The sequence below is a fragment of the Salinivibrio sp. ES.052 genome (assembly GCF_900141775.1).
In the GTDB taxonomy this organism is placed as follows: Bacteria; Pseudomonadota; Gammaproteobacteria; order Enterobacterales; family Vibrionaceae; genus Salinivibrio.
This window is the reverse complement of the sequence record NZ_FSRI01000003.1, coordinates 220,930-242,809: the sequence shown is the minus strand read 5'-3', so window position 1 is coordinate 242,809 and position 21,880 is coordinate 220,930. Positions and strand designations below refer to the sequence as shown.

Genomic DNA, 21,880 nt, shown 5'->3' with positions numbered 1-21,880 from the left:
GCAAGGAAAGACTGATGCGGCATCATTGCAATGGTGGACATGATGTCATTCATAGTGGCCAACTTAACGACGACAATGTGATGAAATCTTATAACGATAAAAAGAAATTTAAACGGTACTTCCCCATGGACTTTTATGGTGACGGGGAGGGATGGCGTTTTGCTGTGCGTGCGGAGTCACCAATGCAGGTACTAGCTGCCAAGATTTGGGTGTCTTGCCTATGTGTACGACGCCGAGAGTTTCGAATCGTCGATTTGGCGATTGAAAGCTTTCACTATATGGATGGTAATGATAACCAGATAAGCCTGATCGATGTCGACTTAGGCACCAGAGCACGTATACGACGCCAAGGCCAAGTTGTCACTGTTGATGCCCTCAATCAACGTTATGGCGCCCCGATGGCAAAGCGTCAACCATCTGTTTCAGCCGAATGCATAGAGCCTGCAAGCAAGATCGCACTCTCTTAAGCCTTCACTCTCACCCTTAGTCCACCAGTGGCATAATAGAGAAAAAGGCAGGAAATATGGCATTTATTCTTCTTCTCGTGCTAAGCATCGTCGGCGGTGTGTTGGCGGGTGAGCACTTTCATTCTTATCTCCTTGGACTGGGTGTTGCCAGCACGGCAGTCGGCGCTTGTTATTGGATCACGTTTCGTAGCAGTCATTACCCGCAGTTTGCGTTGTTTTTGTTGTTGCTCGGGGTGGTCGCTAAGATTGCAGTGACGGTGGCGGGTGTACTGCTCGGGTTAAAACATGCGTTGATCTCCTCTCCCTTGGTATTTTCGCTTTCCTATCTGTTTTTCCTGTTTGCCTCGACCTATTGCTATTTTCGCTATCGTGAATATTGGCTCACGCGCTTGCGCCATAAAGACTTACAATAACAGGCCCGATGGTGTGCAGTATGATCGTTAATGAGGAATGGTATTGGTGATGTACTCAACGAAGCGACTGACGTTACGCGCATGGCAAGCGTCCGATTTGCCCCTTTTTGCGGCACTCAATCAAGACCCCGATGTCATGCGCTATTTTCCCAGTGTGCTCTCACCCGCCCAAAGCGATGCAATGGCGGCGCATATTCAATCCAAACTGGCGGATAATGGGTTCGGATTTTGGGCGGTAGAACTGACGGAAACACGGGAATTCATTGGCTTTGTGGGGTTAAACCGTCCCACCTTCGATCTCGGCCATCAGCCGTTTGTTGAAATTGGCTGGCGTTTAGCGTCGCCACATTGGGGAAAAGGCTATGCCACTGAAGCGGCACAAAAAGCACTCGCCATCGGCTTTGAGGACGTTGAGCTTCCGGCGATTTATGCGTTTACCACCGAGAGTAACCTGCCCTCACAAGCAGTGATGAAAAAACTCGGGATGGCACCAACGGCCCCCTTTACCTTTTCGCATCCTCATTTGGCGGCAGATCATCCGCTCGCAACGCATGTCTTATACGCGATATCGAAGCCCAGCTGGCAGGCAGACCATGCTAATTAATCGCCGGTACCTATCGTTCATTCTTTCCGTTTTTTGTTTGTTGTTTCCATTGGCGGGCACTGCGCAGCAAAGTACCTGTCATGGCACTACGTCGAATGGTCATTTAGCCAATGGGGTACAGTTGCCCAGTGACGGGGCGAATTTCATAGGCTACAGCTTGATTGCGCGTTGGGCCGGGCGAACCTATGTTCACTCCGCAGTGCGTGACATCATCGTGGCATCGTATCAGTCTTTGGAGGCGGAGCAGCCAGACAAAGTATATCAATATGCTGAAACGGGCTTTGAGTCAGGTGGTCAGTTCAAACCGCATAAAACCCATAGAAATGGCTTATCGGTTGATTTTATGACACCGGTCGTCGATGCCGAGGGGCGATCGGTTCATCTGCCGACTCATCTACTCAATAAATTTGGCTACAGCATTGAGTTTGATGGGAATGGTCAATACCAAGACAAGCACATTGATTACACCGCCATGGCCGCACACATAGTGGCGTTACACCGAGAAGCGACGCGTCGTGGCTATGATCTTTGGCGTGTTATCTTTGATCCAACTCTTCAGCCGGCACTGTACGATACCCCGTATGGGCAGTATTTAAAGCAACATATTCAGTTTTTAACGCGGCGGTCTTGGGTTCGCCATGATGAACATTATCACGTTGATTTTGCCGTGCCTTGCCAATAAGGGCAGAATAAAAACAAAAAGAAAAGACTGGGAGAAAGTGTGCACAAACTAGCGGATGACTTACACCAAAAGCTTTTTAATGAAGAAGATGCGCGTGCCTGTAAAGACATTGATGGCAGTGCGTGTCGTGAGGTTCCGGGCAATTTTTTCCGCATCATCGTTAGCCAAGGACTCACCAAAATTGGCGACGCGGTATCTAACCCGAAAATTGTCTTGCCAGCGCTGCTCACCGCGGTTGGCGCCCCCTTGGCGTTAATTGGTTTATTGGTGCCAATACGAGAGGCGGGCTCGTTAGTGCCTCAGTTGGGTATCGCCGGTTATGTCCGCCAATTTGCGGTACGTAAGTGGGCATGGGTGGCGGGCTCTGTCATTCAAGGGGCGTGTATCCTAGCAATGGCCATCGCAGCGTTGCTGTTAACCGGTCAAGTAGCCGGCTGGAGCATTGTTGGCTTGCTGGTGGTATTTAGTCTGGCGCGAGGCTTGTGCTCGGTCGCTTCGAAAGATGTGTTAGGGAAAACCATTCCTAAGCCGCAACGAGGACGTTTGAATGGATGGTCGTCAAGCTTGGCGGGGGCTGTGACGATTGCAGCCGGTATCGGATTATTCAGTGTCTCGGATCAGCAACATGTGTGGGTCTATTGCGCGCTGTTGGCGTTCGGTGCGGTGCTTTGGTGGATTGCCGCAGCGTTTTACAGCCAAGTTGATGAATACGAAGGGGCCACAGAAGGCGGAGCCAATGCGCTCACGCATGCGCTTTCTAAACTGCGTTTATTGGTGGATGATAGGCGGCTACGCCACTTTGTGATCACCCGTTCACTGTTACTCTGTTCGGCCCTATCCGCGCCCTATTATGTGCTGTTAGCCAGTCAGCATAGTCAAGCGCTGGCGATCACCACCGCAAGCTTTGTTGCGATTAGCGGTATTGCAAGTTTGTTGTCGGCACCTTTTTGGGGACTGTTTGCCGATCGCTCCAGCCGCCAAGTGATGATAATGGCTGCCGTGGTGACGGCGTTATTGGGGCTGGTGGTGGTCAGTATCAGTCAATGGTATCCCGCTTTGTTCTCATCAGCTATTGTCTTACCTTGCGTGTATTTTGTGCTCACTATTGCCCACGAAGGGGTGAGGTTGGGGCGCAAAACTTACATCGTGAATATGGCAGAGGGCAATCAGCGTACCGACTATGTGTCGGTGAGTAATACGTTAATTGGTTTGGTCTTGCTCTTAATGGGCGCGGTGACTGCGTGGTTGAGCCAATGGGGGGTTATGGCCGTGATTTCGGTGTTGTCCGTGTTAGGCTTATTAGGGGCATATATGGCGCGTATGCTCCCAGAAGTCGAACGCTAAATGACTATTTAGTGCTTCTCCTTTAAATAATCAAGGCGTGTGTAAACACAGCGCCTTGATTGTGAACATGCACTGCTAGACCTTAAACTGGCCGACTAAGCGTTTTAGCTCATCGCCTGAATTATTTAAGTCTGACGCAGTGTGTGCGGAGTCATTACTGGCACTAAGTAATTGGCTAACAATATCTCGGATAGAAATCAAATTACGGTGGATATCCTCGGTAACCGTGGTTTGTTCTGCGGCAGCAGAAGCAATATGGGTGGTCATGTCATTGATTTGGGTGATCGCATTACTCACCGAATCGATCCCACTACCAATTTCGTTTGAGGCCTCTGAGGTTTGCTGACAGGTGTCGTTACTTTGCTTCATACCTTCTACGGCCTGATTCACATAAGACTGCAGCTCATCCAACATCTCTCGAATTTCGTGAGTGCTCTTTTGCGTACGGCTCGCGAGTGTTCTCACCTCGTCAGCGACCACCGCAAAGCCTCGGCCTTGTTCTCCGGCCCGTGCAGCCTCAATCGCCGCATTCAATGCCAATAGATTGGTTTGTTCGGCAATGTCACCAATCACAGAGAGCACACCGGTGATTTTATGAGACTGCTCGTTGAGCGAATCAACGTTATTACTCGATGTATTCATTTGCTCCACAAGTGTTTTCATTGAGTTGATTGAAAACTCGACTTTGTCTTGTGCCTGACGAGCATCACCGGTGGCGGCACTGGTGGCATCTGCAACTTGTGTGGCACTTTGAGAGACTTCTTGTGCGGCAGAGCTCATTTCGGTCACCGCAGTCACTACTTGCTCGGTCTCGTTATCATGCGTTTGTAATTGGCTAGCAAACTGTGCGGCTTGGCTATCTATATCATTGGCAGATTGGCTTACTTTTTCAGTGACCTCGACCACGCTGCGGATGGTGGTTTGAAGCTTGTCAATAAAGCGGTTAAATGCATCCCCCAGCAGGGCAATTTCGTCACCGCCTTTAATTTTCAGGCGCTGGGTAAGGTCGCCATCCCCGTCGGCAATATCATTGAGGTTGTCCAGCATATCTTTTACCGGCGTCGACATTCGTTGGGCAACAAGCGCGACAGCAACGAAAGTGATGATCAGAATAAGAATACCCGCAATGACCATGCGCGCAGTTTGTGCCGCCAATGCTTCCTCTGCATTTTCACGGAAATCGGCAACCCGCGCCTCAATATCGTCAATGTACGCCCCTGTCCCTAACATCCATTGGCCGTTATTGACCATATCGGCATAGCCAATCTTTTCGATCAGTTCATCGGTACCCGGCTTTTGATAGAGGTAGGTGAAGGTGCCATCACCGCTTTGCGCTGCTTCGAGCAGACCCACGATAATTTTGTTGCCCTTGGGATCAGTAAGATTGATCAAGGACCGGCCTTCTAGCTCTGGCTTTAAGGCATGGAATACGTTGTTGCCTTGTTTATCGTAGATATAAAAGTAGCCAGCCTTACCAAAGGTCACTTCGCGAAGTGCGTCTTTGACATTTTGCGTAGCATCGCCGCCCGCTTGCTGTGCATTTTTTACAACGGTCGCGGCAATTTCTGTGGCTTCGCGAAGCTGCATTTTTCGCTCATCAATCAATTTGGTTCGAAAAGTGGCAATGTTCTCCTCGACCAGCTCGCGCTCGTAATAGGTAGTGATAAACAACGTAACGAGAATGGATAATACCAAGGGTACGATGGCAAGCACTAAGAGCTTTCCGCGTAGCATTAACTTCAACATACCGGATACCTTGTGTTAATTGTGGTTTCGATTTCGCTAAAGTATGGAAGACATTTTTTCCGTTTGCCGCGCAAAAAGCCCTTTTATTTGATATGGATTGGGAAACATCTTGCAATCTTTCACATCTGTCTAACTCGTTATGCAAAAGAGATTGCGATAACTATCTGATTCATCACTGGTAAGTAAGTATAAGCCATTTATCACTCACTCCTCTTACCTCTTTATCCCACAAGCAGGCCCAACGCACGCTTAATGCTCTGGCATGTTTGGTCTGTCTGTATACGCGCCTTTTTTTGCCCATCTTTTAGGACATTAGACAAGTAATCAGGGGCGTTCATTAGTGCTTTTCGCCGTTCTCGAATGGGCGATATCAGGGAGATTAAGCTATCGGTCAGCACGTTTTTCACTGTCATATCCCCCAGACCTCCACGCTGATAATGTGCTTTGAGTTCGGCGATGTGTTGAGCGTCAGGATGGAAAGTGTCCAAATAGGTAAAAACGACATTGCCTTCAACTCGGCCGGGATCTGAGACGCGCAGGTGTTGAGGGTCTGTGTACATGGATCGTACCGCGTCACGTATTGTGTCATTGTCATCGCTAAGATAGATGGCGTTACCCAAAGATTTTGACATCTTGCTTTTACCATCAACACCCGGCAAGCGCGATGCTTTGCTGGTGAGTGCACGACATTCGCGTAATACAGGCTCGCCGACAACGTGATTAAATTTGCGCACAATGTCGTTGGTTTGCTCGATCATAGGAAGTTGATCATCGCCTACTGGCACGAGGTTAGCGCCAAATGCGGTGATGTCGGCAGCTTGACTGATTGGGTAGGTTAAAAAACCGACGGGGACTTGCTGTCCAAACTGTTTGTCGTTGATTTCGTGTTTTACCGTGGGGTTGCGGACCAGTCGTGCGTAACTCACTAAATTACTATAAAACATGGTGAGTTCTGCGAGCGCGGGAAGTTGGGATTGCTGACAAATTGTGACCTTATCAGGGTCAAGCCCAACCGCGAGATAGTCCGCGACCAAGCCTAAAATATGCGTGGCGACGTGACCTGGTTGATGACCATTGTCGGTTAATCCCTGCATATCTGCGACCAGAATGGTTTGAGCACATTGTCCTTGTAAAGCAAGTCGTTGGCTAAGTGAGCCACTGTAATGACCAAGATGTAAGCGGCCAGTGGCGCGATCGCCGGTCAGAATAACGTCGTTTTTGTCGATAGCGTTTTTGTCGATAGAGTAGGGGGTGTGCATTGGTGTCTCCTTGAGGATAAAAGCCGACGGAGACAGGGAAGTTGAAAACGACTCATTGACTGCCTACCGGCGGCCAATAAATACCCAGACTCAATGGCACGCTAAAGCGCGCGCCACCACTGGGTGCGAAAAATCAATAGAGTGTGTGTATCAAATACCGTTTTCATAGTGGTTAAAACTATCAGTCTTATGAGTACGACACAAGACTCACATCCTAACTATTTTGTTGGTTTATCCGCGGGTTAAAAAGCCGTAAGGTAAAGCAAAGTCAGTGAAATCGAGGGAGTGATGAAACTAAACGCAGACATGGGTGAAAGCTTTGGTGCGTGGACGATGGGGGTGGATAGCGCGCTAATGCCGTGGATTGATATGGCTAATATCGCGTGTGGTTTTCATGCCTCTGACCCTGATGTGATGGCGGCCACGGTGGCACTCGCAGTAAAGCACAATGTGAGTATTGGTGCTCATCCCGGTTACGCCGATAAGCAGGGCTTTGGCCGTCGTCATATTGATCATACCCCAGCACAAATTAGTCACCTCGTTCGCTATCAAATCGGTGCGCTACAAGGGATCTGTGCGCGATTTAATGCGAGCCTTGATTATGTGAAGCCCCATGGTGCGCTGTATAACACCATGATGGTGGACAATGATTGCTTTGAAGCGGTGTTGGCTGCGGTGGCTGATACGCTGCCCAATACACCATTAATGGTGCTGGCACTGCCTGATAACCGTCAGCATCGCCAGCTTGCTCAACAAGCCGGTGTGCCGCTGATTTTTGAGGCCTTTGCTGATAGAGCCTATCTGGCGTCAGGGCAATTAGCGCCACGCGGTCAACTGGGCGCGGTGTTAGATGACACTAACGCGATGATTGCGCAGGTGTTGCAGCTATCTCAACATGGCACGGTGACAACCCTTGAGGGGCAAACGCTCACCCTATCGCCGGATACGGTGTGTGTGCATGGAGATAATCCACAATCGGTCGAGGCGATAAAACAACTCAGAAAGGCCTTAACACCATGACACTCAAGGTTGAGCAGGTCAGTGAAACCACGGTAATGATCCGGTTGGGCAATAAGATCGATCTTGCCTTAGTTCCACAGTTATCTGCGCTGTGTGAGCGAATCCGCCAACACTTTGGCCGTGGTGTGGTTGAATTAATTCCTGCCTACACCAGCGTTCTGGTAGAAGTGAATGTTCGCTTACTGTCACCAGACAGGTTGAAAACGTGGGTGATGAACCAAGGCGAATCACTGCGAGTCACCGACGACGCCGTGGGCGGAAAACACGTGATATTGCCGGTGTATTATCACCCTTCGGTTGGGCCCGATCTGGCTGCGGTCGCCGAGTTTGCAGGCGTGAGTGAGCAAGAGGTGATTGCGCGACACAGCCAACGAACTTACACCGTCTGTGCGATTGGTTTCGCGCCCGGCTTTGCCTTTCTTGCGTCGGTGGATGAGACGATAGCCATGCCGCGGCATACCACGCCTCGCCATCAGATCCCCGCCGGCAGTGTGGGCATTGCACAACAGCAAACCGCGGTGTATCCGGCGGCGTCGCCCGCAGGCTGGCAAATTATTGGTAACTGTCCCAAGGTGCTATTCAATCCCCGTCAATCGCCCATGATGCCGTTTGATGTAGGTGATACCGTCCGTTTTGAGCCAATGTCAGAGTCTGATTACCGCGCGGCAGGAGGTCAATGGTGGCAGGATTAACGGTGCTTGACCCCGGCGTATTGAGCTTGGTGCAAGACACAGGTCGCTACGGGGTGGGCCAGCTTGGCTTAAGTCAAGGCGGGCCGGTCGATTGCCACGCTTTTGCTTGGGCGAATTATTTACTCGATAACCCCGCCAATACACCGCTTGTCGAGATAACCATGGGTCAGGCACGTTTTCGTGCTGATCACGCCCTTTCGATCGCTATCACCGGTGCAGACATGCAACCTTGTATCAATGGTCAACGTGTGGGTATGTGGCAGACGTTAACGCTAAATACGGGTGATGAACTGAGTTTACGCTACGCGCGCCGTGGCTTGCGCGCCTATCTCGCGGTGCGTGGCGGGTTGGCGGTAGATGGCGCATTTGGCAGTGCCGCGACGGTGATGCGCAATCAACTCGGCGGCCTGCATTCCGGATTAGGTGAACAGGCGGGAGGCATGGCGCTCACCAAAGGAGAGGTGTTGCCTTGTCGACCGCATGCGCTGTTGCCGAGGGTGCGCGGTGTGCCGACCCGTTTTATTCCTGACTACAATGCCCTGACGCCGCTAGCCCTTTTGCCGGGGTATCAGTTTGATAGCTTCAGCTCCGAGGCGCTTACGGCATTTTTTGAGGGTGAATACACGGTCGATCAGCACAGTGATCGTATGGGCGTGCGGCTCAATGGACCGAGCGTCGTGAGCAAGCAACCGGGCATTGTTTCCGAAGGCATTGCGCTCGGGGCCGTGCAAGTGCCCCCGGATGGTCAGCCAATTGTGTTGCTCAACGATCGGCAAACACTCGGTGGTTATCCTAAGCTTGGCTGTTTAACCCGTGCCAGCTTGAGCATGTTGGCGCAAACGCCACCCGGTCAGGCCGTGCGTATTTATCCAGCGCGGCTGGCGGATGCATCGGCGCAATGGCAGGAGTTTGTGCAGTTTTTTGACTGGATCTAGCCTGTAGAAAATGGATAGATGAGCCTCTGGAAGACAGAGGCTCATAAACGGATAGGCTTTAACGCGCAAGCGACGGACTAGCGGAAACGGCTGATTTGCTCGAGGGCTTTTTCCATTTGTGCAAAGTCAGGTGACGCGTTTTCTATGGGTCGGTTGGTGTTATCCATGTATTGATATTGCCCCCCCGCACCCACTTCTAAAATAGTGTCGTCGGTCACTAACGCATAGCCGCTGTAGTTTGACGATAACACCCAATCTTGACCGGGATTTGGTGCAAGCAAGTCATGACCAATCGCGTAACTGGCTGGATCGGACGTTACACCTAAATAATGCTTCATCAGCGTAGGCGCAACATCTTGGTGGCTGGTGAGTTGTTTGCCGGTATCGACCTGTTTTGCCTCGATGCCGGGGCCTATCATTGCGAAAGGTACGTGAATTTGTGGGTCAGTAAAGTTACTGTTATGCCCCCAAAAATTCAGTTGGTTGTCATTCATTTCTTGGCCGTGATCGCCAGTGATAACCAGCAGAGTATTGTCGAACTCTCCGCTTTGTTTCAGCTCTTCAACCACTTGGGCAACCAAACTATCAACGTAACGCACGCTGGTCTTGTAGCGATTGAAAAACGGTGTCGGGTCTGTCTCGTTATTTAGCTTGAGATAGTTAATTTCGTCCAGCATCGGCTGATACTTGGGGGTAAAGTCCGCAGGAAAATCATAGCCATGGGGCGCATCGTAAAACAAAAACGAGAAAGTGGGACGATTGGGGTCACGCTTTTGGTGCCAGCGGATCCAATCTTGAGTGAGATCTGCGTCGAGCTCGGCGGGAGAGTCCCCCTCAGAGCCGTTACGTAAATCGGACACCTTGGCAAACACGGTTTGGTTGAATTCCGGCTTTTCCAATTGCGCGGCGGTAAATATACCCAATTGATAATCGAGCGCCTGCAGGCGGTCTATCAGTACCGGTGATTGCTGATTGGCAAGAAAGCTGTGCCAATAGGTGCCAGGCATGCCATAAAACAGGCCAAAAATGCCGGTACGGGTGGCGTTCCCCGTCGCAAGATGATGTGAATAGGTACGGCCATTTTGTGCCAACGCCCAAAGGTTAGGGGTGTTGTCGGCGTTGAAGGTATCCGCACGCCATGAATCAACCACCAGAAACATGATATTTACCGGTTGTTCAACCTGGATGGTTTCTAATGGTGAAAGCGGGTAGTTAAGGTCGGCTTCGCGATCTACATCCATCGCCTTTTGGCGCGCTAGAGCTTGTTCATCAATCCAGCCGTTTTTGCGCATCATACTGTTGGCGGTGGCTGGATAGAAAAGTGGCAAATAACGTTTCACCGTTGTCACGGGCTGGTATGCGTAGGCAGCGGCCCAAATATGAATCCCGTGGGTGGCAAGCAAGGTAAGAAACGTGAGCAGCGCAAACTTTTTGCCGACTTTGTGCTGGGAAGAAAACCGTGTCCGCGACAACGCAGCCAGTAGCCCCCATTGCGCGGCGAGGCAGGCCATCACGCCACCGATGACCATCAGCCAAGTAATGAGCGGGAAGCTGACAATCTGCCCGGCGAGGATCAAATCTAGCACCATGGCATTAATATGGAATCGGTACTGGGCAAATACGATGGTATCGATGAAAAGCGTGATCACACCCACCGAGGCAATCAAGGCGAGCAACGGTTGGCGCACCTTGGTTGGCAGCAATAGCAGTGGCAGTGTTACTAAGCCAACAATGGCGGCAAGTAAGGCCATTTGGCTAAAGGTACTGACCACGATAAAGGTGATGCCAAGTGGCTCAGTGGGAAAGCTAGGTAGAAACGCAAAGTAGCGGCTGGCTATTGCCATCAACACCAGGGCGTTAATGGCGATGAACCAGTTGTGTGTTTGAAGTCGCGATTTAAAAGACATGATTTCTCATCACAGTTAAGTTAATCAATCGGCAACATAATGGACGCGTTGCCGGGTTGTATGACGACATGTGTCATTGAATCAATTGGACACCAAAGTGATGCCATAAGATGGTAATCCAGACCACACCCGCTAAAAGCAAACTGACAAACACCGCCGCAGAGCCGATGTCCTTTGCTCTGCCGCTGAGCTCATGGCGCTCTTCACCCACTCTGTCGACCACGGCTTCAATGGCGGAGTTAAGCAGCTCGACGATGATGACTAACACAATGACGCCGAACATCATCAAAGATTCCATCACAGGCAATTGTAGCCAGAGTAATACGGCTAGCGCCGTTGCCAATAATACAACTTCTTGACGGATCGCGGCTTCATGGTGATATGCCGCTTTTAATCCAGCCCAAGAATAGCCAGTGGCTTTAATGATACGTATCAGCCCTCGCGGCTTTTCTGAGGGGGATGTATTAGCGCCCATAAATACATTCTCGTAACAATTTGATCGATAGGGTGGCATTTTACATTTAACCGAGCCAACTGCATAATCGGCGCGATAACTTAATTGGAATTTGTTATGCCTCTGTTTACCCACGCCCCACGCTCCCTGTGTTTTTTACGCCTATCTGCAATTGGCGATGTTTGTCATGCGGTCGCGGCGATTCAAGCTGTGCAGCGCCATTGGCCGCAGACACAGATCACTTGGGTGGTTGGTAAAGTCGAAGCCCAGCTTTTGGCCGGGCTGGAAGGGGTGGAGCTGGTGGTGTTTGATAAAAAAGCAGGCTTGGCAGGCATGCGTCACGTCTGGCGGCAGCTGAAAGGACGCCGGTTTGATGCGTTAGTACATATGCAGCTTGCTTTGCGTGCCAGTTTATTGACTATGGGGATCGCTGCGCGCCATCGTGTGGGGTTTCATCGCCACCGAGCGAAAGAGGGACAGTGGCTGTTTACCAATAAACGGATCCCCGATACCCAATCTTGCCATGTGTTAGATAGCTTTTTCGCCTTCACTCAATATTTGGGCGTGCCGGTTACGCCGCCGCAGTGGCAACTACCACTTTCTGAAGACGATCATGCCTTTGCCAACGCGCAACTTGGTGATAAGCCTACTATCGTGATTAGTCCCGCCGCGAGTAAAGATGAGCGCAACTGGCTGCCAGAGCGCTACGCCGAATTTGCCGACTACGCGGTCGGTAAAGGTTATCAGGTGGTACTTTGTGGTTCACCGGCTGCGAGTGAAAAAACGCTGGCTGCGCGTATTATTGCCGCTGCTAACGTGCCACTGGCTAACTTGGTAGGACAAACCAACCTCAAGCAATTAGCTGCGGTGCTCGCACGCGCCGATGCGGTGCTGGCCCCCGATTCCGGCCCTGCGCACATGGCGACCACCCAAGGCACGCCTGTCTTAGGCCTTTATGGCCATAGCAACCCGAAGCGGACCGGCCCTTACAACAACCTCGCGGATGTGGTCAGTGTTTATGAAACCTTTGCTGAACAGCAACATGGAAAGCCCGTTGAGCAATTGGCATGGAGCACGCGGGTGAAAGGCGATCATGTGATGGCTGCCATTGATACACAGCAGGTGATCGACGCGTTTGAAACCATGATGGCGAAGCAATATCACTGAGGTTAACGCGTAGGTTATGATAAGGTGCCACCTACGCGCTTCTGTTTTACTTATTCGTCGTAGTGGGACGTATCAGCGCATGTTTTTCACTGTTGGCGTTGACCCTAAATCTTAGAAAGTTATGTTGAAGCTTTTGATAGTTTCTACCCCAATTTGGCTCTGAATTTGTGATCGCCTCGGGTTCGTTGGTTAGTAATGTACGCCAAGGATAGAGTTTTTTAGGGGACGAGAGGCGATATACACCCTGCGAATTGATAACAACAGAGCTATTGTAGCCATAATTAGAGACAGGTTGCTTTTGCAGCAAGTTTTCTCCGCCTAAGCTCGAGTATGGCGAGTTGGATAAGCTAAAGTGATAGAGCGTAGGGAAAATATCACGGTGTGAGCCGATATGCGTTGGATCATAATAATAAGATGTTTGAGTTAGAATTTTTTTTGGTACTTTAAGAAAAAATGGAACAGCATAATTCAGTGCAATTTCGTTCTGTGCACCTTTTGATAAAAATCGTAAATGATGATCCCCTGTTGCAGCAATAATAGTGCGCTCAGAAAGTGCTGAGTCATCAATGGCCTCTATGAAACCGCCTAAAGCATCGCTAGCATATTGGTAGGCTTTTAACATAGTACTTACTTCAACTGTTTCACCGTGGACTCTACTTTTTAATCGGGGGCTCGCAGCGACTGGTTTCGCTTGATAGTTATCTGGTACATAAAAAGGAGAGTGGTTAGTCACCGTCATGATATAGATAAAGGTTGGTTTGGATGCTTTTTCAAGAATTTCTTGAGCCAACTTGAAAGTATATTCATCTGCGACCCCCCATGTTCCGGCACTTTTTTTCGCTTCGGGGAATGTGTCGATGATTGTATTTTCGTCGTAAACGTGGTCAAAGCCTTGCAACGGAAGGTAACGTGATAGATTTCTCCACATTGCATTGCCACCATAGATAAAAATGGTTTGGTAGCCTGCATGATTATAAGGCTCTAGGGCACTATCTGATAGAGATTTCGCACTATAAGTTGAGTGGCTAATTGTGGGGACGTCACTGTGAAAGAGCATCATGACGATGCTATCAATGGTGGCAGAAGTACCGGCTAAGAAACGCGTAAAAACGAACTCTTTTTGGAAGTAAGGGCGCAGTCTTCCCAACAAGTCATTAGTCTCTTTATTATCCTCAACCAACATATTCATCCCCATTCCCTCCATCAAAGTCATAACGACATGAGGCGGGTTATTTTTTAAATAGTTGTTATTTAATGTGCTCTCATAGGGAGTGGGTTTGCCAAGCACAGCAAACATTTGTTCTCTTAATTCTTTTTCTTCTATCGAGGAGAGGTTTTCTTGTTTTTGATAATCACTGTGTGCCCAATCAAGGGCCATAAAAGCATTGGGTACTGTTGCATTCAGTAATGGCAGCTCGGATACGCTAGCATGATAACGCTTAAGTGGTAGTGACCCTATCGAACCGCGAGCGATGATAAAATAAGCGGCCGAAAATGCTACTATTGCCATGCAATACATGATATGTGATTTTATTGACTGTGATTGATAACGTTTATTTGAGCCCCATGGTTTGTAGTTCACACAAAAAGTATGCCCGAGAAAAAATGCGATAATAATCGTGGCCGTAATGCCTGATAATAATGGATAGCTTTGCCAAAGCGTATCCACTATTGCTTGGCTGTCATCGTCAAACAAACCAAATAGGAATACATCAAGATGATTCCCGTATGCTAAAAAATAGTAAGTATTTATCGCGGAGGCTAGAATCATTAAAAAATAGATGATAGTGGCATACCAGCTCGAGATATTTGTTATTTTTTGGAAAAGACGTGACGAGGTGAGGCTTAATAAGCCAGCGAGTATTAATGGAGCAAAGCCTATAGCCACTACTTTTGCATCAAATCTGAAACCAACCCATAGTGCCCGGAGTAAATCTTGAACGCGTGTGTCCAGTTCGATGTCAGTATTCACAAACCACAATAATGCCAGCCGCCCAAGAGTGAGAATGGCAAGTCCTGGCAATATATAGCGAAGACTCATTATAAATAAAAAACGAAAGCGATATTGATACATACCTTGTACTTATACTTTATGATTTTTTTGCACTATAACACTGTTTAGCTCGCTGTCATGACTGGGTTGCCTGAGAAGCCTGCAAGCTGTGGGATAGATAACAAAAAAGGCCCCGCGGGGCCTTTGTGGTATCGATGCCAATATTAGCTGGCGAGTTGGCGCAGTACGTAGTGGAGAATGCCGCCGTGGCGGTAGTAATCCCACTCGACGGCGGTGTCGATGCGGACGTTAACGTCAAACTCAATGGTTTTATCATCCCGCACCGCACACACTTTGAGGGTGGACGGTTCGCCGTTGACCTCCTCAAAATCGAACGTTTCCGTGCCATCCAACTCTAGTGATTCGACGGAATCGCCGTCTTTAAATTGCAACGGCAACACGCCAAAGCCTACTAAGTTAGAGCGGTGAATACGCTCAAAGCTTTCCGCGATCACCGCTTTAATGCCTAGTAGGTTAGTGCCTTTGGCTGCCCAGTCACGGCTTGAACCTGTTCCATACTCTTTACCCGCAAGCACTACTAATGGTGTCTCGTCCGATTGGTAGCGTTGAGCCGCTTCATAGATGCTCATTTGCTCATTGGTCGGCAAGTAGGTAGTCATGCCGCCCTCGGTGCCCGGCGCCATTTGATTTTTCAAGCGCACGTTGGCAAAGGTGCCGCGCACCATCACCTCGTGGTTACCACGGCGCGAGCCATAGCTGTTGAAATCTTTCGGTTCAACCCCTTTAGATTTCAAATACTCGCCCGCTGGGCTATCCGGTTTAATTGCACCGGCTGGCGATATATGGTCAGTGGTGATGGAATCACTCACCTTAACCACACAGCGTGCGCCCTTGATGGGTTTCATCTCGGGGAGCGCCATGGTCATGCCGTCAAAGTACGTTGGTTTTTTAACGTACGTGGAGTCGGGCCATGAGTAAATCTCATCTTCAGGCACCGGTAATTTACGCCAAGCGTCTGTCCCGGCAAATACATCCGCATACTTGTCTTGGTACAGCCCTTCCGTCATCGCGGATTGAATGGTTTGCGCGACTTCCTGCGGGGTTGGCCAAATGTCTCTGAGGTAGACCGGCTTGCCGCTTTCATCTTGTCCTAATGGCTCCTTAAGGACATCCACATTCATATTACCTGCCAGTGCATAGGCAACCACTAATGGGGGCGATGCCAAATAGTTGGCTTTCACATCTTGGTGAATACGGCCTTCAAAGTTGCGGTTACCGGAGAGCACGCTGGTCGCGAGCAGGTCAGCAGAGCGAATGGCTTCAGTGATTGGCTCAGGCAGTGGCCCTGAGTTACCAATACAGGTGGTACAGCCAAAGCCGACAATATTAAAGCCAAGCGCCGCGAGCGGTTCGAGTAGACCGACGTTTTCTAGATAGGCTGGCACCACTTGTGAACCAGGGGCAAATGATGTTTTGACCCAAGGTTTGGTTTTTAAGCCTCGTTCGTGTGCTTTCTGTGCCACCAGCCCAGCGGCGACAAGCACGGCAGGGTTCGAGGTGTTGGTGCAGGAGGTGATTGCGGCAATCACAACCGCACCATGTTCAAGCGTAAATCGATCGCCCTTATAGTCGACCTCTACTTTTCCTTGTTCGCGCAGGTTGGGGTTATCGACCGCGGTTTGTCCGCCTTCACTGGCAAAGCTGGCAATCACATTATTAGACGCCGCTTGTTCTTTTTCTAACAGCTGATCGAATTGGGTTTTGGCATCGGTTAATGCAATTCTATCCTGTGGACGTTTGGGGCCCGCCAGGCTTGGCACCACATCACCCAGATCGAGATGGAGCGTATCACTATAATCAGCAACGGGTGCGTCGTCATCACGCCACAAGCCTTGTGCTTTGGCATAAGTTTCGACCAGTGTGATTTGATCGTCGGTGCGTCCTGTTAGGCGCATGTAGCTAAGCGTTTCTTCATCAATCGGGAAGATGCCACAGGTTGCACCATATTCGGGTGCCATGTTGGCAATGGTCGCGCGGTCAGCCAGCGGCAATTTGGCGAGACCCGGGCCATAAAACTCAACAAATTTACCCACCACACCGCGTTCACGCAGCATTTGGGTGACGGTGAGTACGAGGTCAGTGGCAGTAGCGGACGCGGGCAGTTCGCCTTTTAGCTCAAAGCCGACGACTTCAGGGATCAGCATAGTAATCGGCTGGCCGAGCATCGCCGCTTCCGCTTCAATGCCCCCCACACCCCATCCCAGCACACCCAAGCCGTTAATCATGGTGGTGTGTGAGTCTGTGCCTACCAGCGTATCTGGCATGGCTAACTTGTTACCGCCTTGCTCTTCCACTAACACACCGGGTGCTAAATACTCGAGGTTCACTTGGTGGACGATCCCAGTGCCAGGTGGTACGACGCGGAAATTTGAGAAGGCTTGTTGGCCCCAGCGCAAAAATTGGTAGCGCTCGCTGTTGCGCTCAAACTCAATCTCGGTGTTTTTCTGCAACGAGTCTGAGCTGCCGTAGTCATCCACCATGACCGAATGGTCAATGACCAGATCGACCGCGCCAAGCGGGTTGATTTTAGCCGGGTCTCCTTTTAGCTCTCGCATGGCAGCGCGCATGGCGGCTAAATCAACCACCGCGGGTACGCCCGTGAAGTCTTGAAGTACGACGCGAGCGGGGGTGAAGTTCACCTGATCTTGTCCTGCTTTATCAGCTTGCCACTGGCAAAGTGTACGTATGTCATCGTCAGAGACATTTTTGCCGTCTTCTTTACGTAGCAAATTTTCTAACAGTACTTTCAGGCAGTAAGGCAAACGGCTTATTTCGAATTTATCGGACAGTGCGTCCAGCCGGTAGTAGTCGTAGGTTTCACCATTGACGTGTAGGGTCCGTCGGGTATTGAAACTATCTGGGTGTTGAGATGGGTTGCTCACGGATGCCTCCCCTTGTCCGTTATTGTGAGTAAGAGAAGCGACATGGTTTGTTGAGTTGCCGCTTCGCTCGGGGGATTGCTTGTTTTTACAGCGTTATTGTAAATGGGGTTTTGATGAAGTTAAAGGTTCGTTATCACGATATAACCCATCACTGTCATTGATGCTTCCTTTTATTTCAAGACTGTGGCTGGTGATCATTTGAGCCTGAACCGGGCGGATCGACATGATGTACTATACCGCGAGGGCGGCCTTGTCGGTCGAAAAACACATTGGGACGGTGCTTACCCAACAGTCGCGCCCACAGGGCTTTTAGTGCTGTTTTTACCATCAATCGAATAGGAAAACGAGGATGAACCGAGTGGTTGACTGGTGTGGAGCGCGCGTCTTGCCCTTGCACATACCAGCGCACTGGTCCTATCTCTTCTTCATTCTCCCCGTCAATGCGGTAACACGCACTGTGCATACCAACGAAAGGAATATTGGCATTGATAGTGTTAGCGATGGGGGTTTGGCAACAGTTCGCATACCATCGGTAAATCCCCTGTTCCGATAGCTTGGCGCAGGTCAGTTGGTCTCGACCTCGATAAATGCGTAGCTGAGCCGGCGTGATCTGAAGTATCTCCGTTCCGCCTCCTGGGTGCAATTCAGTATGATAGCCGAGTATTTGTGCATAAGCTTGGCAGTCTTGGCAAAAGCATACACAGCGTTGACTCTGCTGCGCATCAATAATCTCGCCCGTTATTTGTCCGCATGCACATTGAATGGCTAAGCGTGCCATATTGTCTCTCCCTAAAACACGGCATTCTGTCTATGAGTATAGAGGGTGTGTGTTGAAACAGGCGTTATACCGATAATGCGAAGTGATTAATGAGGATGGGATGTCTCGATTTTCTCTTTATGGCAACTTTTCGTGACAGAGAATAGGCTTTATTGTTGTTTAAAATATGTCTTATTGCATATTTAATAGTGATTAATTCCAATGTTTAATAAATGTTAATTATTGGGGTGGAGGGTTTCAATAGCTTAATGGTTTTCATTAGATGAAAGTTCTGATTAGGTGTTCATGGTTCGATGAATATAAGGCTATGTCTGGAAAAAAAAGGATGTTTGGTTGATTATAATGTGTAACGTATTTGTTAATTTCCATGTCTTGCCATTTGGCCTGGCATCAATTCGTACTTCGGTGCGATAAAAGGAGAAAGCCATGAATACATCAACACTACTCATGCAGCTTAATCAACTGGACGACAATCACATCAAACAACTTCAACCCTCGTTTGACAACCTTCCCGGAACATCACATGCGGATGGCGGCTATCGACTTCGCCGTTACTCCATCGTGCATGTTTTTGATGGTGGTGTTGAGAAGCTTCCACCGCGGCCGTTTATGCAAACCTCGGACATTAACGAATTTCAAGGGGATGTGGCGCGGACGTTTGAAGATATTGAGCCGGAAACCGTGCAAAAGCCCGGCTTTCATGCCATGTGTCGCACTTTCCGCGATGTGTATCAGCTCAGTGATGATAACGATATTGAAATCCACCAAATTCGCATTCAGGCGGAGGACCAGTCCGTGCAAGTTGCACCAGAGGGGGTTCACCAAGATGGCTTCGATCATATCGCGATTGTGAGCATTGGCCGCGGTAATATCAATGGGGGCGATTTTCAAGTATTCCGCCACAAAACCAGTGCCCCTTTATTTAGTTTACCGCTAGCCCCTGGGCAAATGGCGGCACTTGATGACCGTACGTTATGGCATTACGCTGAGCCGATTACGCCCGTTGATAACGAGAAACCGGGCACCATGGATGTATTTGTACTCACTGCAACAAGGAAGTAATGATGAGACCGGCAGTTTTTTCACCCCATGCTGTTCGGGGCCACTTTCCCGCACTCGCTCAAATCATTGAAGGCAAACCCGTCGCATTTTTTGATGGGCCTGGGGGCGCGCAAGTGCCCCGCGCGGTGCTTGACGCCATGGTCGATTATTTAGGGCACTACAATGCTAATCTGGGTGGTCAGTTCTTTTCTGGTCGTTACACCACTGAGCTGATGCAGCGCGCGCGCAATGTGGCGGCCACCTTTGTGAATGCATCGTCGCCAGAGTCCATGGTGTTCGGCCCCAATATGACCACCTTGACCTTTTCACTCAGCCGCGCAATCAGTCGCGACTGGCAGGCCGGAGATGAAGTGATTGTTTCGGCACTCGATCACTATTCAAATGTATCTAGCTGGCAACAAGCGGCGCACGACAAAGGCGTGACTGTGAAGAAGGTGCGTGTTGATGAGTCGACGTATTCTATCGATATGACACACCTTGCTAGCTTAATTACCGACAAAACCAAGTTGATTGCGGTGACGTTAGCCTCAAATACCACAGGCAGTTTGGTGGATGTGGCAAAAGTGGTGGAGATGGCGAAACAAGTGGGCGCCAAAGTGTATGTGGATGCCGTGCATTACGCGCCCCATCACTTGGTGGATGTGCAAGCACTCGGGTGCGATTTTCTTGCCTGCTCAGCGTATAAGTTTTTTGGGCCTCATGTTGGTTTTGCCTATGTCGCGCCTGAGTGGGTACAGACGTTAAAACCGTACAAAGTGGAACCTGCGACTAATCAAGGCCCCGGTCGATTTGAAACGGGCACCCAAAGCTTTGAGGCGATAGCGGGCTTTATTGCGGCGGTTGACTATCTTGCGCAATGGGGCGATCCCACGTCCTCACTGCGAGAAAGACTAGCGGCAAGCTATACGCAGTATCAAGCGCATGAGCAAGCATTGTCAGCACACTTTATCCAGTTGATGCGCGCTTATCCCAAAGTACGTATTTATGGTATTACCGATGATAATCAGCTCGATAAACGCACTCCAACGTTTGCGATCCGCATAGAGGGAACAGAGCCGGCAGAGGTTGCTCAAGCACTTGGCGAGCAAAATTTGTGTGTCTGGAATGGGCACTTTTATGCCCAAGGCTTGTGCGAGCAGCTTGATATCTTAGACAAAGGCGGTGTGGTCCGCATTGGAATGATGCATTACAACACAATTGATGAAATTGACCGGCTTCACCAAGCCTTATTGCCATTTATTAGCGATTAAGGTTAATCAATCTCTCAAGCGGCCAAAAAGGCCGCTTTTTTTTGATCAAAATTGGCTTCGGTTGATGTTTAAGTGTGAATTTATTCACAATGCAACCTAGAAACGTTAGCTAGCGCATAGGCGAATGTGCGGCTGCACGTTATGATCACCATCGTTACTGCTGTCCAAGAACCTGTTCAGAAAGAAATCATTTAAAAACGAAACCAATAATAATCAAGGCGAGACCCATGACTGAAGAACAAAACGCCTTTTGGCACCAATATCTTGCGACCCTTCCCGCGGACCAACGGCCAACTGATGATCAAGTGGTGGTGGACACCTTAAGTCATCACACGGTGAGAGCGAACGAAGTTGCGACATTGGTGAGTTTGAATAAAAAGAAAGCTCACTGCCGACTGCGCAGCTCTTTGGAAGAGAAAAATGCGGTGATCCCACAAAAAGGACATTACAAGATCGTCCTTAATGGTCACCAACGACCCGTGTGTATCGTCAAAACCACACAGGTGAGCTATTGCCCGTTTAACCAAGTCAGTGCTGAATTTGCGGCATGTGAAGGAGAGGGAGATGGCTCTTACCAGTGTTGGCACGAAGCGCATTGGGGTTACTTTTCCCAGTACGCTAAAACACACGGCCTACATTTTGATGAGCACTCGGATGTGGTGCTTGAAGAGTTTGAGAAAGTCTACCCACTCTAAAAATCAAAGCCGCGCTGAGCGGCTTTTTTAATGACGAACATCAGTACTATAGGTTTACTCACCGATATTCAAATTAATCTCATCGGCCCATGGCATGTCTGGCAGGGTGTCTAAATTGGCTTCATAGCGGGACAGGGTAAATTGCCCGTTGTGATGGCTAACATCATAAATTTCAACCATTAACGCACAGGCAATGTACTCGATAGCTTCGTCGCGTGAGTAGCCGGTCATACGCAGACGCATCAAGGTTTCTGCTACCTTTTTAGGGTCTTGGTCGGTGATCTGGTTCTCAACCACTTCAATCAAGTTAGTGATACTGGTACTGGTTTCATCTTGCATATTATTACTCGTTGATTGTGACGCTGGCGCCATAGTAGGACATAGCAGATGCTCAAGCACGGGGTTTTTTTATTCCAATGCGATAGCAGCGTTTCATTTACCACGCTCAA

General features: G+C 49.6%; 20 protein-coding genes. 12 read left to right on the top strand and 8 right to left on the bottom strand.

The window, feature by feature from the left end; translation table 11 throughout:
• Window positions 1-14 precede the first annotated feature (14 nt).
• The 5 genes from BUQ98_RS14040 to BUQ98_RS14020 are packed head-to-tail and all read left to right on the top strand — an operon-like array spanning window position 15 to window position 3,510.
• On the top strand, window positions 15-467 hold the full coding sequence (locus BUQ98_RS14040; RefSeq protein ID WP_074214424.1) for a hypothetical protein: 453 nt from the start codon (window positions 15-17) through the stop codon (window positions 465-467).
• Between the two features lie 56 nt (window positions 468-523).
• Window positions 524-880: an NADH:ubiquinone oxidoreductase gene (locus BUQ98_RS14035; protein ID WP_074214423.1), complete on the top strand. Its 357-nt coding sequence runs from the start codon at window positions 524-526 to the stop codon at window positions 878-880.
• 49 nt (window positions 881-929) lie between these two features.
• Window positions 930-1,484 carry a GNAT family N-acetyltransferase gene (locus BUQ98_RS14030; protein ID WP_175566337.1) on the top strand — a complete coding sequence of 185 codons (555 nt, stop codon included), beginning with the start codon at window positions 930-932 and terminating at the stop codon, window positions 1,482-1,484.
• The gene (locus BUQ98_RS14025; protein WP_074214422.1) at window positions 1,474-2,166 is read left to right on the top strand and encodes a penicillin-insensitive murein endopeptidase; all 693 of its coding nucleotides are present in this window, start codon (window positions 1,474-1,476) and stop codon (window positions 2,164-2,166) included. The genes BUQ98_RS14030 and BUQ98_RS14025 overlap by 11 nt, the downstream gene beginning before the upstream one ends.
• 39 nt (window positions 2,167-2,205) lie before the next feature.
• Entirely contained in the window at window positions 2,206-3,510 is a 1,305-nt protein-coding gene (locus tag BUQ98_RS14020) for an MFS transporter (RefSeq protein WP_074214421.1), read from the top strand.
• A 75-nt stretch (window positions 3,511-3,585) separates the two neighbouring features.
• On the opposite strand, the gene BUQ98_RS14015 is transcribed toward BUQ98_RS14020, so the two are convergent.
• Window positions 3,586-5,256 carry a methyl-accepting chemotaxis protein gene (locus tag BUQ98_RS14015; RefSeq protein WP_074214420.1) on the bottom strand — a complete coding sequence of 557 codons (1,671 nt, stop codon included), beginning with the start codon at window positions 5,254-5,256 and terminating at the stop codon, window positions 3,586-3,588.
• A 221-nt stretch (window positions 5,257-5,477) separates the two neighbouring features.
• Window positions 5,478-6,515: a tryptophan--tRNA ligase gene (trpS, locus tag BUQ98_RS14010; protein ID WP_074214419.1), complete on the bottom strand. Its 1,038-nt coding sequence runs from the start codon at window positions 6,513-6,515 to the stop codon at window positions 5,478-5,480.
• Window positions 6,516-6,803: 288 nt separating this feature from the next.
• On the opposite strand from trpS, the gene BUQ98_RS14005 reads away from it, so the two are divergent.
• From BUQ98_RS14005 to BUQ98_RS13995, 3 genes are read left to right on the top strand one after another with little or no spacing between them, the layout of a single operon-like run.
• Window positions 6,804-7,535: a 5-oxoprolinase subunit PxpA gene (locus BUQ98_RS14005; protein WP_074214418.1), complete on the top strand. Its 732-nt coding sequence runs from the start codon at window positions 6,804-6,806 to the stop codon at window positions 7,533-7,535.
• A complete protein-coding gene (pxpB, locus tag BUQ98_RS14000) occupies window positions 7,532-8,227 on the top strand; it encodes a 5-oxoprolinase subunit PxpB (RefSeq protein ID WP_074214417.1) in 696 nt (231 codons plus the stop codon). The genes BUQ98_RS14005 and pxpB overlap by 4 nt, the downstream gene beginning before the upstream one ends.
• Entirely contained in the window at window positions 8,212-9,162 is a 951-nt protein-coding gene (locus BUQ98_RS13995; RefSeq protein ID WP_083605305.1) for a 5-oxoprolinase subunit C family protein, read from the top strand. The genes pxpB and BUQ98_RS13995 overlap by 16 nt, the downstream gene beginning before the upstream one ends.
• A gap of 77 nt (window positions 9,163-9,239) precedes the next feature.
• On the opposite strand, the gene BUQ98_RS13990 is transcribed toward BUQ98_RS13995, so the two are convergent.
• Both BUQ98_RS13990 and BUQ98_RS13985 read right to left on the bottom strand, forming a co-directional pair.
• Entirely contained in the window at window positions 9,240-11,069 is a 1,830-nt protein-coding gene (locus tag BUQ98_RS13990) for a DUF3413 domain-containing protein (protein ID WP_074214416.1), read from the bottom strand.
• A gap of 73 nt (window positions 11,070-11,142) precedes the next feature.
• Window positions 11,143-11,544, bottom strand: coding sequence for a diacylglycerol kinase (locus tag BUQ98_RS13985; protein ID WP_074214415.1), 402 nt, complete (start codon window positions 11,542-11,544; stop codon window positions 11,143-11,145).
• 96 nt (window positions 11,545-11,640) lie between these two features.
• Between BUQ98_RS13985 and BUQ98_RS13980 the strand changes: the two genes are divergently transcribed.
• Window positions 11,641-12,690, top strand: a complete 1,050-nt coding sequence (locus tag BUQ98_RS13980) for a glycosyltransferase family 9 protein (RefSeq protein ID WP_074214414.1) — start codon at window positions 11,641-11,643, stop codon at window positions 12,688-12,690.
• A gap of 46 nt (window positions 12,691-12,736) precedes the next feature.
• On the opposite strand, the gene BUQ98_RS13975 is transcribed toward BUQ98_RS13980, so the two are convergent.
• From BUQ98_RS13975 to BUQ98_RS13965, 3 genes are all read right to left on the bottom strand, one after another.
• Window positions 12,737-14,764, bottom strand: a complete 2,028-nt coding sequence (locus tag BUQ98_RS13975; protein ID WP_083605304.1) for an LTA synthase family protein — start codon at window positions 14,762-14,764, stop codon at window positions 12,737-12,739.
• A gap of 143 nt (window positions 14,765-14,907) precedes the next feature.
• Window positions 14,908-17,646 carry an aconitate hydratase AcnA gene (gene acnA / locus BUQ98_RS13970; protein ID WP_074214413.1) on the bottom strand — a complete coding sequence of 913 codons (2,739 nt, stop codon included), beginning with the start codon at window positions 17,644-17,646 and terminating at the stop codon, window positions 14,908-14,910.
• Window positions 17,647-17,821: 175 nt separating this feature from the next.
• The gene (locus BUQ98_RS13965) at window positions 17,822-18,424 is read right to left on the bottom strand and encodes a DUF6151 family protein (protein WP_074214412.1); all 603 of its coding nucleotides are present in this window, start codon (window positions 18,422-18,424) and stop codon (window positions 17,822-17,824) included.
• Between the two features lie 426 nt (window positions 18,425-18,850).
• Between BUQ98_RS13965 and BUQ98_RS13960 the strand changes: the two genes are divergently transcribed.
• The 3 genes from BUQ98_RS13960 to BUQ98_RS13950 all read left to right on the top strand — a co-directional run bounded on the left by BUQ98_RS13960 (window position 18,851) and on the right by BUQ98_RS13950 (window position 21,431).
• Window positions 18,851-19,486, top strand: a complete 636-nt coding sequence (locus BUQ98_RS13960) for a 2OG-Fe dioxygenase family protein (RefSeq protein WP_074214411.1) — start codon at window positions 18,851-18,853, stop codon at window positions 19,484-19,486.
• Window positions 19,487-19,488: 2 nt separating this feature from the next.
• A complete protein-coding gene (locus BUQ98_RS13955; protein ID WP_074214410.1) occupies window positions 19,489-20,736 on the top strand; it encodes a cysteine desulfurase-like protein in 1,248 nt (415 codons plus the stop codon).
• A gap of 227 nt (window positions 20,737-20,963) precedes the next feature.
• Window positions 20,964-21,431 (top strand): ASCH domain-containing protein, encoded by a 468-nt coding sequence (locus BUQ98_RS13950; protein ID WP_074214409.1) that lies wholly within the window; start codon window positions 20,964-20,966, stop codon window positions 21,429-21,431.
• 54 nt (window positions 21,432-21,485) lie between these two features.
• Here BUQ98_RS13950 and BUQ98_RS13945 read toward each other — a convergent pair whose 3' ends face one another.
• Window positions 21,486-21,770: a hypothetical protein gene (locus BUQ98_RS13945; protein WP_074214408.1), complete on the bottom strand. Its 285-nt coding sequence runs from the start codon at window positions 21,768-21,770 to the stop codon at window positions 21,486-21,488.
• Window positions 21,771-21,880 lie beyond the last annotated feature (110 nt).